A 13,445-nucleotide genomic window follows, 5' to 3' on the forward strand; every position below is an offset into this window, starting at 1 on the left:
TATCAGGCCGCTACGCGCAGCCTGCGCGTTTCAGCGGCGCTGCTCAGTGCGTCCAGGAACTGGTCCGTCGCGCGTTCCCAGCTATAGCTCGCGCCATAGACCGCCGCCGCCGTAGGATCACAAGCCAGCGCTGCCCTGATGGCTCTGGCCAGATCCGCATCGAGTGCCCCCACTGGCTTTGAGAGCTGGCGGTGCGGTCCGAACCCGCCTGCGCCAACAACATCGACCGGCCCCGCCACGGGATAGCCCGCAACCGGCAGCCCGCAGGCGAGCGCCTCGATCATCACCAGGCCGAACGTATCGGTCCGGCTCGGAAAGACGAAGACATCGGCCGAGCAGTAGGCCTGCGCAAGCGCGGTGCCGGAAAGCGCGCCCAGAAAGACCACACCCGGGTAGCGCGCGCGCAGTTGCGCCAGATCCGGCCCGTTGCCCACCACGACTTTCGTCCCCGGCACATCGGCATCAAGGAACGCGCCGAGGTTCTTTTCCACCGCGACGCGGCCAACATTGAGCATGATCGGGCGCGGCAGGTCGGCGAGAGCGGCCAGCGGCGCATGGCCGGGATGGAACAGGCCCGCATCGATCCCGCGGGTCCATGCAGCCGCCTTCGTCAAGCCATGCCCGGCAAGTTCCGCAGCCAGCGTGGGGGTCGAAACCAGCACGGCATGGCTCGGGCCGTGGAAGCGGCGCATGATCGGCCAGAACCGGTCCGGGCTGAGCCCGGTGCGCATGGCGGCATAGTCCGGAAAGCGGGTGTGAAACGCGGTGGTGAAGGGCACGCCATTGGCCTTGCACCAGCCGCGCGCCGCCCAGCCGATCGGGCCTTCGGTGGCGATATGCACGATATCAGGCGCAAAATCGTGCAACTTGCGGCGTGTGCGGAAGCGCGGCAGCATGGCGAGGCGGATCTCGCTGTAGCCAGGCAAGCCGAATGTAAAGAACTGGTTCGGCGTGACGAGCATGACGTCATGCCCCCGCGCCGTGACATGCTCTACCGTGGTGGCCAGCGTGCGCACCACGCCGTTCACTTGCGGGTGCCAGGCATCAGTGCAAAGCGCGATCTTCATGCTTCTTCCTTGATCCGCGCGGGTTGGGCAGGTGCGCTGGCCGCCTTGGCCTGCGCTTCTTCGAAGCAGATCGCGGCCCAATCCATGATGGTGACCGCGCCCGCGTGATCTTCGACGAGCGCGGTGCAGCTTTCGACCCAGTCGCCGTCGTTGTAATACGTCGCATCGCCGATCTGGCGGATTTCGGCGCAGTGGATATGGCCGCAGACCACGCCGTCCACGTCCATGTCGCGCGCGGCGTGGGCCACGGCTTCCTCGAACGCGCAGACGAACTGGACCGCGTTCTTCACGCGCTTCTTGAGATAGGCGGACAGCGACCAGTAGGGCAGCTTGAACTGGCGGCGCGCCGCATTGAACCAGCGGTTCGCTCGCAGCAGCACGGCGTAGGCCTGATCGCCCAGAAACGCGAGCCAGCGGGCATAGAGCACCACGCCGTCAAACTTGTCGCCGTGCGTCACCAGCAGGCGGCGGCCATCGGCGGTGGTGTGAACCGCTTCCAGCGCGATCTCCACGCCGCCGAAGCTCATCCCGGCATAAGGCCGCAGCATCTCGTCATGGTTGCCCGCGATCAGCACCACGCGGGTGCCGCGATGCGCCATCTTGAGCACGCGGCGCACCACTTCGTTGTGCGCGTCCGGCCAGTACCACCCGCGGGAGAGCCGCCAGCCATCGACGATATCGCCCACCAGATAGAGCGTTTCGCATTCGATGCTGGCGAGGAAATCAAGCAGCATCTCTGCATTGCAGCCGCGCGTGCCGAGGTGAATATCGGAAATCCACACCGTGCGCAGCTTGCGCTTGGGGCGAAAGCCGCGCGGCTCGGGAAGATCGAGCCAGGCGGGAATGGACTTGGCCAGTTCGGTTGCTGCGGGCGAAAGCCCCCAAGCCTGTGCGCGGCGCGTCATCGGCGGAACCCCTCTCAGTTTGCTCACTGAGCAGAATCCCTGTCACACGCGCGTGTCGCGCATGTTGCACCCTGTCACCCCGGTGTCATCGAACCGACGCTTTGCCCGATTTATCCACAGACTGATCAACAAGGTGACGCGGCGCTGCCGAGCCGGTAAGGATCGCAGGCAATGCTCACGGGTCTGTCCATTCGCAATGTCGTCTTGATCGAAGCGCTCGACCTTGCGTTCGGGCGCGGGCTCGGCGTGCTGACCGGCGAGACGGGGGCGGGCAAGTCGATCCTGCTGGATTCGCTGGGCCTCGTGCTTGGGGATCGCGCCGATGGCGGGCTGATCCGCGCCGGTACGGACGAGGCGAGCGTGACCGCGACGTTCGAGTTCGCAACCTTGCCCGAGGCGCTGGGCGCAGCGCTGGCCGAGGCGGAGATCATGGTCGAGCCGGGCGAACCGCTCATCATCCGTCGCCGTCTGCGCAGCGATGGCAGCAACGCGGTCGGCAGCCGGGCCTTTGTCAACGATCAGCCGGTCAGTGTCGCCCTGCTGCGCGAACTGGCACGCAGTCTTGTCGAGCTTCACGGCCAGCATGATGATCGCGGCCTCGTCAATGCGCGGGGCCACCGGACCCTGCTGGATCGCTATGCCCGCGCCCATGTGGGCGAAGTGGCCGCCGCATGGGAAAAGTGGCGCGCGGCGGAAACGGCGCTGGCCGATGCCAGAGCGCGGCTTGCGGCGGCTTCGGCGGAGCAGGATCTGCTGATCGCCCATCTTGCCGAACTCGCGCTGTTGGCGCCCGAAGAGGGCGAGGAAGCCGAACTCGCCGGGCAGCGCGCGGCGATGCAGAAGGGCGAGCGGCTTTCGGGCGATCTTGCCGAATTGCAGCACCTCTGGACCGGTTCGGACTCGGCGCTCGCCAGCTTGCGCAGCGCCTCGCGCCGGCTTGACCGGATCGCGCACGAGCATCCCTTGCTGACCGAGGCGCTCGAAGCGCTCGACCGCGCGGTGATCGAGGCGAGCGAGGCCGAGGACAAGCTGGAAAAGGCCGCCGAGCAACTGGCGCACGATCCCATGCTGCTCGATCGGATCGAGACGCGCCTGTTCGATTTGCGCGCGGCGGGCCGCAAGCATGGCTGCACGGTGGACGAACTCCCCGCGCGCATGGCTGAAATGCGCAGCGCGCTGGACCGGATCGAGGGCGGCGAGGCGGCCATCGGCGATCTGGCCCGCGCCGCGCAGGACGCTGGGCTGGACTACCGCGCGAAGGCGGAAAGCCTCTCGGTTCTCCGTGCCGAGGCGGCCAAGCGGCTCGATGCGGCGGTTGCGGCAGAGCTGGCGCCGCTGAAGCTGGATGCGGCCCGCTTCCGCACGGCGGTCGTGCGCCTGCCGGAGGACCGCTGGGGTCCGCAGGGCGTGGACGCGGCCGAGTTCCTGATCTCGACCAATCCCGGCGCGGATTTCGCACCGCTCGCCAAGATCGCCTCGGGCGGCGAACTTTCGCGCTTCATCCTCGCGCTGAAGGTGGCGCTGGCCGAAGAGGGCGGGGCGGCGACGGTGATCTTCGACGAGATCGACCGGGGCGTGGGCGGCGCGGTGGCCAGCGCCATCGGCGAACGTCTGGCGCGGCTTGCCAGCGGAGGGCAGTTGCTGGCCGTCACCCATAGCCCGCAAGTGGCCGCGCGCGGAACGGCGCATTACCTGATCGCGAAATCCTCCGAAGGGGTCGTCACGCGCACATCGGTGGTGCAGCTTGATGCAGGCGGGCGGCAGGAGGAAATCGCCCGCATGCTCTCCGGCGCGGAAATCACGCCCGAAGCCCGCGCGCAGGCTGAGCGCCTGCTCGAACAAGCCTGAGAGCCCGCAAATGATGGCGCATCCGCTTGATCGGCCGATCTGGTCGCTGCTCAATGGTCCGCAGGCTTCGCTCGCGGTGGCCAGCGGCGCGGTTTGCCGCATCGACCCGACATATGGCCCCTTCGCCGCCGCTGCGCCGGGGCATGAGCCGGAGCTAGCCGGTCTGCTCACCAGCGCCGAAGACGAGATCTGGCTGCTCGAAGCCGAGGAGCAAGTGGCCCCGCCCGGCACGCGCGTGCTGCGCACCGCGCCGCTGCTCCAGATGATCGCCGATGGCCCGCTCGAAGCCTTCCCCATCGATCCCGAACTGGCCCTGATGCAAGAGGCCGACGCCCCGGAGATGACCGCGCTGGCGCTGGAGACGCAGCCCGGCCCGTGGCGCTCCCACACGCATCGTTACGGCCCGTATTATGGCCTGCGCGAACAAGGCCGCCTGATCGCCATGGCGGGCGAACGCATGCGCCCCGCGCCGGGCCTCGCCGAACTCAGCGGCGTGTGTACCGCGCCGGATCGGCAGGGCAGGGGCCTTGCCGGCCGGATGATCCGCCGCGTGCTGGCAGGCTTCATCGCAGAGGGGCAAACCCCGTTCCTGCACAGCTATGCCTATAACACGCATGCCATCCGCCTTTACGAATCGCTCGGCTTCCGCGCACGGCATGCGCTTGTGGTGACGGTGCTGGGGAGGGCGGAGTGACGATGAACGAAGCCGATGCCGCAAACGAACTGATGCGCCTTGCGCGGCAGATCGCGCATCACGACCGGCTCTATCACGCGCACGACGCACCCGAGATCAGCGACGCGGAGTATGACGCGCTCGTGCGCCGCAATGCCGAGCTTGAATCTGCGTTCCCGCACCTGATCCGGGCCGACAGCCCCAGCCGCAAGGTGGGGCACGAGGTTGCCGCATCGCCGCTTTCGAAAGTGGCGCACGAAGTGCGGATGATGAGCCTCGACAACGCGTTCTCTGACGACGAAGTCGAGGAGTTCGTCGCACGCGTCCGCCGCTTCCTGGCGCTCCCAGGCGATGCCGAAGTGGCGATGACCGCCGAGGACAAGATCGACGGCCTCTCCTGCTCGCTGCGCTACGAGAATGGCCGCCTCGTGCGCGCCGCCACGCGCGGGGATGGGCAAGTGGGCGAGGATGTGACCGCCAATGTCGCCCACATCCGCGATATTCCGCAGGAACTCGCGGGCGATGCGCCGCCCGTTTTCGAGATCCGCGGCGAGGTCTATATGGCCAAGGCCGACTTTGCCGCGCTCAATGCCGTGCAGGAGGAGAAGGGCGACAAGCTTTTCGCCAATCCGCGCAATGCCGCTGCCGGTTCACTGCGGCAGAAGGATGCGTCGGTCACGGCCAGCCGCCCCTTGCGGTTCCTCGCGCATGGCTGGGGCGCGGCGAGTGATGTCCCGGGCGAAACGCAGTTCGCGGTGATGCAGCGGATTGCAGCGTGGGGCGTGCCGGTTTCGCCGCTCCTGGTGCGCTGTACTTCGGTTGAGGCGATGGTTGAGCATTTCCGCGCCATCGGCACGCAGCGGCCTTCGCTGCCCTATGATATCGACGGCGTGGTCTACAAGGTGGACCGGCTCGATTGGCAGGAGCGGCTCGGCTTCGTGGCCAAGGCGCCGCGCTGGGGCCTCGCGCGCAAGTTTCCGGCAGAGCGCGCCGAAACGGTGATCGAGGCCATCGACATTCAGGTCGGCCGCACCGGCAAGCTGACTCCGGTGGGCCGGTTGCGCCCGGTGCTGGTGGGCGGCGTGACCGTGACCAACGTGACGCTGCACAACCGCGATGAAATCGGCCGGCTTGGCGTGCGGGTGGGCGACCGGATCGTGCTCCAGCGCGCGGGCGACGTGATCCCGCAAGTGGTGGAGAACCTGACGCGCGAGGAGCCGCGCGATCCTTATCCGTTTCCGGATCACTGCCCCGAATGCGGGTCTGAAGCCGTGGCTGAGGAAGGCGAAGTCGATGTGCGCTGCACTGGCGGCCTGATCTGCCCGGCGCAGCGGGTGGAGCGGCTGCGCCATTTCGTCAGCCGGGGCGCGCTTGATATCGAGGGGCTGGGCGAGAAGACGATTATCGAGTTTTTCGGGCTGGGCTGGCTGGAAAGTCCTGCCGACATCTTCCGCCTCCACCAGCGCCGCAGCGACATTGTCGGGCGCGAGGGGTGGAAGGACAAGTCTGTGGATAACATGTTGGCGGCTATCGAGGCCAAGCGGTCGCCCGATGCGGCGCGGCTGCTGTTCGGCCTCGGCATCCGCCACGTTGGCGCGGTGACGGCGCGCGATCTGATGAAGCGGTTCACCACGCTGCCAGCGCTTCGCGCGGTGGCCGAACGGGCCAAGGCTGAAGACGCCTACGCCGCTGCGGAACTGTTGGGAATTGAAGGTGTCGGTCCCGTGGTGGTCGAGGCGCTGGGTGATTTCTTCCACGAACCGCACAACGTGGCGGTTTGGGATGACCTTCTCGGCGAAGTCTCGCCGCCCGCTTACATCGTCGAGACCAAGGCCAGCGCGGTTGCGGGCAAGATCGTGGTGTTTACCGGCAAGTTGGAAACGATGAGCCGCGATGAGGCCAAGGCGCAAGCCGAAGCGCTGGGTGCGCGAGCGGCGGGTTCGGTTTCGGCCAAAACTGGTTTGGTTGTGGCCGGGCCGGGCGCAGGCTCGAAGCTGAAGCAGGCGGCGGCGCTGGGCATTGAAGTGATCGACGAAGCGGCCTGGGCCGAGATCGTCAAGGCAGCAGGATGATCCGGACATGACCTTCGAAGACCTCACCCCCATCGGCACCGCAGCGGGCACGCTCCTCAAGGCGCGGGGCCAATCTGTTGCCGTGGTCGATGGCGCAACCGGCGGCCTCATATCGGCGGCGCTGCTCGCCATGCCGGGGGCTTCGGCCTATTTTCGCGGCGGCGGGGTGATCTACACGCTCAAAGGGCGGCGCATGGTGCTCGGGCATGAGCCGGGCAGTTTGCGCGGGCTGACGTCTGCCACCGAGGCCTATGCACTGGCGCAGGCGCGGCTGATCCGCGCGCGGTATGAGAGCGATTGGGGCGTGGCGGAAACCGGTGCGGCGGGGCCGGGGGTGCATCCGCTTGGCGTGGCTTCGGGCACCAGCGCGGCGGCGGTGGTCGGGCCGGGGATCGAATTGGCGCTGGTGGTCGAGACGGGGCATGACGACCGCCTTGCCAACATGATCGCCTTCACCCGCAATGCGCTGGATTTGCTCCTCAGCGGGCTGAACGCCGCCTGAGCCAGAGGATCGACCAGTTGCCGCGCTGCATCCGCGCGCGCAGGGAAAACCCGGCGCGGGTATAGGCGGCGCGCACCGTGGGTTCCTGCGCAGTGAGCAGGCCCGCCAGCAGCACGCTGCCGCCCGGCGACACGGCCTTGCCGAAATCGGGCGCGAGTTCGGCGAGCGGCCCGGCGAGGATATTGGCGATCAGCAGATCATAAGGCGCGGCGGCGCGCAGCAGCGGATGCTCCATGCCCGGCGCAATCACCATCGCGAGCTTGCCCGGACCATCGCCTAGCGTGAACCCGTTCAGCGCCGCGTTTTCCGCCACGACCGGCCCGCAGACCGCATCGATATCGCTCGCCGTCGCCCGTGCGTGCGGCCACAAGTGCAGGGCGGCGAAGGCGAGCAGGCCGGTGCCGGTGCCGATATCGGCCAGATTGCGCACCACCAGGCCCTGGGCCTTCATGTGGCCCAGCATGGCGAGGCACCCCGAGGTGGTTTCATGGTGCCCGGTGCCAAAGGCCTGACTGGCGGGAATCAGGAAATCGCGCAGACCGGGCGCAGCCGGATGATCGGGCGTGCGCACATGGAACGGCCCTTCGGTGATCGGCTCGACATTCTGCTGGCTGAGCGTGACCCAATCGGCATCGGCCAGTTCTTCAACGATCAGCTTGGGCGCACCGCCAGCGAACAGCGCCGCAATTGCGGCTTTGTCAGCCGCATCGGGCTTGCGTTCGAGCCATGCTTCAAGCTGCCAGGCATCGGGCTGCGCCGGATCGATCAGGCCGCCGCCGAGCACGATGGAAAAGTCCCAGTCCTCGGCGTCCTCATGCGCGACAAGCGCGGCGCGCACGACGTCTGCCGCAGCGCGGACAGTGATTTTCCAGCTCATTGCGTTTCCTTTTGCAGCAGCGCATCGAGCCGCTCGCGCCCGGCTTTGGCATAGCGGCGGCAGGCGCTGGCAGGGGCCAGCGGCTGCTCGCCCAGCATGCGTTCGAACAACGCGCTCGCCGAGGGATGCGGCGTGACGATAATGCCGCAGCGCCGGTTGGCCAATGCCGCAAACGTCCGGCGAAAGCGCGCGGCCACTTCGAGGTGATCGCTGAAGCGATAGGGCGGGGCGGCCAGCGCCGAGATGCTGTCGATATAGCTCACCGTGCGGCAGCGCTTGCCTGCGCAGCTTTGCCAGGTCCAGCTGGTCGATCCGGTGGTGTGTCCCGGGGTCAAGGAGGCGCTGAGGCGCAGCGGCCCGACGCGCACGACCGAGCCTGTCTTGACGATCCGGTCCGCCTGCACCGGCGCGATGGCGTAAGCCTTGAGATCGCCATACTGCGAATCCGCCGGGTCTGCCTTGCCGGTGGCCAGCACCGCTGCCGCAGGCGCACTCAGCGCCACTTTCGCGCCCGTTGCCTTCACCAGCGCGGCGAGGCCGCCGACATGATCGAAATGTTCGTGGCTCGTCACGATCCAGCGAATGTCCGCCGGATCGAAGCCCAGCGCGCGCACATTTGCGAGGATCGAGGGCACCGCCTTCTCCGTCGCGGCATCGACCAGCACGTGCCCTTGCGGCGAAGTGACGAGCAGGACCGAAACCGTGCAGGTGCCGACATAATATGTGTTGCCATGAAGCCGGGCGGGCGGGGCGGGATCAGAAAAGTCTTCCTTGCCCGCGCACTGCTTCACCAGCGCCTGCGTCGCGGCACGGTCTGGCCCGGCGTCCGCAAGGGCGTGGCCGGGGGCCACCAGCAGGGCGAGCGCAAGGGCGATCTTAGCGGACAAAGCTAGCTCCATTGGCATCGATCACCGCGCCGGTCATGCTCGCTGGCGCATCGAGCGCGCAGAACACGCCGATGGCGGCGATTTCCTCAGGGCTCGCCACGCGGCCCAGCGGGATATCGGCGAGGAGGCCGGGGCCGCCCCGGCTTGCCAGATAGTCTCCGGCCATATCGGTGTTGGTGAAGCCCGGCGTGATCGCAAAGCTGAGGATGCCTTGCGATGCATAGCCCCGCGCGATCGTCTTGTGCATCGCGATCATCCCGCCCTTGGCGGCTGCATAGTGCCAGTGTGCGGGCGAATCTCCCCGATAGGCCGCGCGGCTAGCAACATGGACGATGCGCCCACCGACGCCGCGCGCTTGCCAGTGGCGCACCGCGAGGCGCGAAAGCTGCGCGGCGGAGGTCAGGTTGATCCGCAGCGTCTCCTCCCAGCCGTCGAGCCAGGTGATGTCTGATCCGTCGATGGGGTTGGCGGCGAAAAGCCCGGCGTTGTTGACGAGAATGTCGATTTCGCCGCCTGCCTGCGCGAGGGATTCTTCCCACAGCATTTCCGCTGAAGCCGGTTCGCCAAGGTCTGCGCCGATCACCCCCGGCGCCTCCTTGCGGCCATGGCGGATGACAGCCGCGCCGCGCGTATCGAGTGCGGCGGCCAGAGCGGCTCCGATGCCCCGGGTCGAGCCGGTGACGAGGATGGCGGGTGTTTGCATGGGCACTTGCTCTACCAGTGATTAGGCCCCCTGCAACAGGCGCCTGCATCTAGGTGGGCAATTGCCCCACCGCGACGGTTGCACGGGCTGGCATTTGGGCTAATAGGAATCGCTATCGGGCCGTGCTTCAAGGGCATGGCTGTTTTGATCAATTTTTTGAGGGGGTTCTATGGCGCAGGCGCGCGGGCCACGGCCACTTTCGCCGCATCTTGAAATCTGGCGCTGGGGGCCGGCCATGCTGGTCTCGATCCTGCACCGCATCACTGGCAATGGCCTCGCCTTTGCGGGCCTCGGCTTGCTGCTGTGGTGGGTGAGCGCGCTGGCAGGCGGTCCGGCCAGCTACCAGACCTTCCTCGATTGGGTCTGGCTTGCCCCCGAAGGCGGCCTGCAGACGGTGACGGCCATTCTCGGCAAGATCGTGCTGGTCGGCCTGACCTGGGCGTTCTTCCAGCACATGGCCACTGGCATCCGCCATTTCGTGCTCGATATCGGCGCAGGCTACGAGCTTCAAGCCAATGCGCGCTGGTCCTCGCTGACGATCCTGTTTGCGGTTGCCGCCACCAGCGTGTTCTGGGCCTTCGTGCTGCTGCGCTGAACCCATTTCCGATCCTGCGATCCATACCCTTTTCAAGGACTTTTCATGGGTAACGGTACTTCCATCGGCCGCGTGCGCGGTCTCGGCTCCAGCCACCACGGCACGCACCACTTCCTGTCGTCGCGGTTGACGGCGGTCGGCAATCTCGTGCTGATCCCGTTCCTGATGATCAGCCTCGCGCTCATGCCTTCGCATGATTACGCCACGGTCCATGCCTGGGCGGCCAAGCCGCTGCCGGCCACTGCGCTGATCCTGATCATGATCAACACCTTCCAGCACGCGCGCCTTGGCGTGCAGGTCATGCTGGAAGACTACATCCACGAAGAGGGCGGCAAGATCGCGGCCTGGCTTCTCGTCAACATCCTGCCGCTGGCGGGCGCTGCTTTCGGCATCGTCTCGGTCGTGCGCATCGCTCTCGGGAGCGCCTGAGTCATGGCTTCCAATCCTGCCTACAAGATCATCGACCATACTTACGACACCGTCGTCGTCGGCGCTGGCGGCTCGGGCCTGCGCGCCACGATGGGCTCGGCGCAGGCTGGTCTGCGCACCGCCTGCATCACCAAGGTCTTCCCGACGCGGTCGCACACCGTTGCCGCGCAGGGCGGCATTGCAGCCAGCCTCGGCAACAACAGCCCGGACCACTGGACCTGGCACATGTACGATACCGTCAAGGGTTCCGACTGGCTCGGCGATCAGGACGCGATCGAATACATGGTTCGCGAAGCCCCGGCTGCGGTCTACGAACTGGAGCACGCGGGCGTGCCCTTCAGCCGCAACGCAGAAGGCACGATCTACCAGCGCCCGTTCGGCGGCCACATGCAGAACATGGGCGAAGGCCCGCCGGTGCAGCGCACGTGCGCGGCCGCAGACCGCACCGGCCACGCCATGCTCCACGCGCTCTATCAGCAGAGCCTGAAGTACGACGCGGACTTCTTCATCGAATACTTCGCGATCGATCTCATCATGGAACCCGGCGCGAACGGCGTTCCCGAATGCCGGGGCGTCATCGCCATGTGCATGGACGATGGCTCGATCCACCGCTTCCGCAGCCATGCGGTCGTGCTCGCCACGGGCGGTTATGGCCGCAGCTATTTCACCGCCACTTCGGCGCACACTTGCACCGGCGATGGCGGCGGCATGGTGCTGCGTGCGGGCCTGCCGCTGCAGGACATGGAGTTCGTGCAGTTCCACCCAACCGGCATCTACGGCGCGGGCGTGCTCATCACCGAAGGCGCACGCGGCGAGGGCGGGTATCTCACCAATTCCGAAGGCGAGCGCTTCATGGAGCGCTATGCGCCGTCCGCGAAGGATCTTGCCAGCCGCGACGTGGTCAGCCGCTCGATGGCGCTGGAAATCCGCGAAGGGCGCGGCGTCGGTCCGCACAAGGACCACATCTACCTGCACCTCGATCACATCGACGCGGGCGTTCTGGCAGAGCGGCTTCCGGGCATCACCGAAAGCGGCAAGATCTTTGCGGGCGTCGACCTGACGCGCCAGCCGCTGCCGGTTGTGCCGACGGTGCACTACAACATGGGCGGCATCCCCTGTAACTACCACGGCGAAGTGGTGACCATCGGCGCGGATGGCAATCCGGAAACGGTGATCCCCGGCCTGTTCGCGGTGGGTGAGGCGGCGTGCGTTTCGGTCCACGGCGCAAACCGCCTTGGCTCGAACTCGCTGATCGACCTTGTCGTGTTCGGCCGCGCCACGGGCCTGCGCCTCAAGGAAATCATCAAGCCGGGTTCGTCGCACAAGGCCTTGCCGAAGGACAGCGCGGACCTCGCGCTCACCCGGCTCGATACGTTCCGCCACGCCAATGGCGGATCGCCAACGGCAGCGGTGCGTACCGAAATGCAGCGCACGATGTCGGCCCACGCGGCGGTGTTCCGCACCGATGAACTGATGAACGAAGGCAAGGTCAAGCTCGCCGCGACGTATGAGCGGATGCAGGACATCAAGGTTTCGGATCGTTCGCTGATCTGGAACTCGGACCTCATCGAAACGCTTGAGCTCGACAACCTGATCTCGCAGGCGTCGGTCACGATGCATTCGGCCTCAAACCGCAAGGAAAGCCGCGGCGCCCACGCGCACGAGGATTACCCCGAGCGCAACGATGCTGAATGGATGAAGCACACCGCCAGCTGGTTTGATGGCTGGGGCGGCAAGGGCGGAGCGGTGAAGCTCGATTATCGCCCGGTGCACGAATACACGCTGACGGACGATGTCGAGTACATCAAGCCGAAGAAGCGCGTTTACTGACGGATGCCCGCGCTCAAGATGATGGGGCGCGGGATATGGCTTCTGGTGGCCGGGCTTGCCTTGATGGCAGGCCCGGCCATTGCCGTTCCGCCGCCCGAACCGGCGGCCTTGCCTGATCCGCTACAGGCGGGCTGGAAGGGCAAGCACGTCTGCGAGGTGCTCAAGGACAACGAGCGGATGCGGGTGCTGCGCTGCACGTTTCCGCCGGGCTGGGGCCATGAACGGCACCACCATGCGCCGCATTGGGGCTATATCCTCAAAGGCTCCACCATGCGCATCACCACCGCCAGCGGCACCGTCGTGCGCAAGCTCAAGGCGGGCAACAGCTGGTGGAGCGATGGCATTCCCTGGCACGAAGGCCTCAACATCGGGCGCACCACCGGGGTCTATCTGATCGTCGAGCCCAAGTCCTGAACTGGCTGACCGAGGCGCGGCTTCAATGCCGCCGCCGGTTCGGTTTCTTGCGGGTTTGCCGGGGCGTGGGCGTTACTGCCTCTGTCGGCGCTTGTTCGGCGGCGGCCTGAAGCGCTGCTGCCTGCGCTGCGCTGGCCGCGCGCGCCGGATAGCGGCAGCTGCGCGCCTGCCCGTATCCTTTCAGGAACGCGCGGCGGCTTGCCCCGGCATAGAGCGCAACCTGCCATTGCCGCTCACGTGAAGCAGCGCCGGAAACCTCGCGGATCACCCCGCCGAACGGGATGAAGCTGGACAGGACCGATTTCGCCACGTGCCCCACGGCATTACCGCGCTTTTCATCGCGGGTCTTTTCAGTGGCGATATCGATGTCCGGCCCAAGGACCGCATCGAGCTGCACGATCTCGGCACCGATCGCGCGGCAGGACCGCAGGCCGCCCAGATCATAAGTCGCCTCGCGCGCGGCGAACAGGATAGGCGGAATCTCTTCCTTCTTGAGATTGAGATCGGAAAGCGGGGTTGTCGCCACCTCGCCTGCGGTGACATTCGAAGGCGCAACCGCCGTCTGCGCCAAGGCAGGAGCGGCGACGGCACTGACTAGGAGTGCGAGAGCCAGATGGCTGTGCTGCATGAAGGGGTCCCGCGT

Annotated in this window: 14 protein-coding genes; 8 read left to right on the top strand and 6 right to left on the bottom strand. The window is 66.8% G+C overall.

All coding sequences use genetic code 11. The features are described 5' to 3' along the window. Window positions 1-2: 2 nt before the first annotated feature. Together CFE35_RS01680 and CFE35_RS01685 are read right to left on the bottom strand one after the other, a co-directional pair. Window positions 3-1,067, bottom strand: a complete 1,065-nt coding sequence (locus CFE35_RS01680; protein WP_292927278.1) for a glycosyltransferase family 1 protein — start codon at window positions 1,065-1,067, stop codon at window positions 3-5. Further along, window positions 1,064-1,972 carry a UDP-2,3-diacylglucosamine diphosphatase gene (locus tag CFE35_RS01685; RefSeq protein WP_292927759.1) on the bottom strand — a complete coding sequence of 303 codons (909 nt, stop codon included), beginning with the start codon at window positions 1,970-1,972 and terminating at the stop codon, window positions 1,064-1,066. The genes CFE35_RS01680 and CFE35_RS01685 overlap by 4 nt, the downstream gene beginning before the upstream one ends. A gap of 171 nt (window positions 1,973-2,143) precedes the next feature. On the opposite strand from CFE35_RS01685, the gene recN reads away from it, so the two are divergent. From recN to CFE35_RS01705, 4 genes are read left to right on the top strand one after another with little or no spacing between them, the layout of a single operon-like run. Further along, entirely contained in the window at window positions 2,144-3,820 is a 1,677-nt protein-coding gene (recN, locus tag CFE35_RS01690) for a DNA repair protein RecN (RefSeq protein ID WP_292927280.1), read from the top strand. Between the two features lie 10 nt (window positions 3,821-3,830). Further along, on the top strand, window positions 3,831-4,514 hold the full coding sequence (locus CFE35_RS01695; RefSeq protein ID WP_292927282.1) for a GNAT family N-acetyltransferase: 684 nt from the start codon (window positions 3,831-3,833) through the stop codon (window positions 4,512-4,514). A gap of 2 nt (window positions 4,515-4,516) precedes the next feature. After that, window positions 4,517-6,565 (top strand): NAD-dependent DNA ligase LigA, encoded by a 2,049-nt coding sequence (gene ligA, locus CFE35_RS01700; RefSeq protein ID WP_292927284.1) that lies wholly within the window; start codon window positions 4,517-4,519, stop codon window positions 6,563-6,565. A 7-nt stretch (window positions 6,566-6,572) separates the two neighbouring features. Next, window positions 6,573-7,067, top strand: coding sequence for a CinA family protein (locus CFE35_RS01705; RefSeq protein WP_292927286.1), 495 nt, complete (start codon window positions 6,573-6,575; stop codon window positions 7,065-7,067). Here CFE35_RS01705 and CFE35_RS01710 read toward each other — a convergent pair. From CFE35_RS01710 to CFE35_RS01720, 3 genes are read right to left on the bottom strand one after another with little or no spacing between them, the layout of a single operon-like run. Then, on the bottom strand, window positions 7,045-7,944 hold the full coding sequence (locus tag CFE35_RS01710) for a 50S ribosomal protein L11 methyltransferase (RefSeq protein WP_292927288.1): 900 nt from the start codon (window positions 7,942-7,944) through the stop codon (window positions 7,045-7,047). The two genes, CFE35_RS01705 and CFE35_RS01710, sit on opposite strands and share 23 nt — an antisense overlap. Further along, window positions 7,941-8,831, bottom strand: coding sequence for a subclass B3 metallo-beta-lactamase (gene bla / locus CFE35_RS01715; RefSeq protein ID WP_292927290.1), 891 nt, complete (start codon window positions 8,829-8,831; stop codon window positions 7,941-7,943). Before bla ends, CFE35_RS01710 begins: the two co-directional genes overlap by 4 nt. Continuing rightward, window positions 8,821-9,534, bottom strand: coding sequence for an SDR family oxidoreductase (locus CFE35_RS01720; protein WP_292927292.1), 714 nt, complete (start codon window positions 9,532-9,534; stop codon window positions 8,821-8,823). Before CFE35_RS01720 ends, bla begins: the two co-directional genes overlap by 11 nt. 169 nt (window positions 9,535-9,703) lie before the next feature. On the opposite strand from CFE35_RS01720, the gene sdhC reads away from it, so the two are divergent. Genes sdhC through CFE35_RS01740 form a run of 4 tightly spaced genes read left to right on the top strand, consistent with a single transcriptional unit; the run spans window position 9,704 to window position 12,802 of the window. Continuing rightward, window positions 9,704-10,129 carry a succinate dehydrogenase, cytochrome b556 subunit gene (gene sdhC, locus CFE35_RS01725; RefSeq protein ID WP_292927294.1) on the top strand — a complete coding sequence of 142 codons (426 nt, stop codon included), beginning with the start codon at window positions 9,704-9,706 and terminating at the stop codon, window positions 10,127-10,129. Window positions 10,130-10,174: 45 nt separating this feature from the next. Continuing rightward, on the top strand, window positions 10,175-10,558 hold the full coding sequence (gene sdhD, locus CFE35_RS01730) for a succinate dehydrogenase, hydrophobic membrane anchor protein (RefSeq protein ID WP_292927296.1): 384 nt from the start codon (window positions 10,175-10,177) through the stop codon (window positions 10,556-10,558). 3 nt (window positions 10,559-10,561) lie between these two features. Continuing rightward, on the top strand, window positions 10,562-12,388 hold the full coding sequence (gene sdhA, locus CFE35_RS01735; RefSeq protein ID WP_292927298.1) for a succinate dehydrogenase flavoprotein subunit: 1,827 nt from the start codon (window positions 10,562-10,564) through the stop codon (window positions 12,386-12,388). Window positions 12,389-12,391: 3 nt separating this feature from the next. Further along, entirely contained in the window at window positions 12,392-12,802 is a 411-nt protein-coding gene (locus tag CFE35_RS01740) for a cupin domain-containing protein (RefSeq protein WP_292927300.1), read from the top strand. Window positions 12,803-12,824: 22 nt separating this feature from the next. On the opposite strand, the gene CFE35_RS01745 is transcribed toward CFE35_RS01740, so the two are convergent. After that, window positions 12,825-13,430 (bottom strand): hypothetical protein, encoded by a 606-nt coding sequence (locus tag CFE35_RS01745; RefSeq protein ID WP_292927302.1) that lies wholly within the window; start codon window positions 13,428-13,430, stop codon window positions 12,825-12,827. Between the last annotated feature and the right edge of the window lie 15 nt (window positions 13,431-13,445).

It is taken from the genome of Novosphingobium sp. PASSN1 (assembly GCF_002278815.1).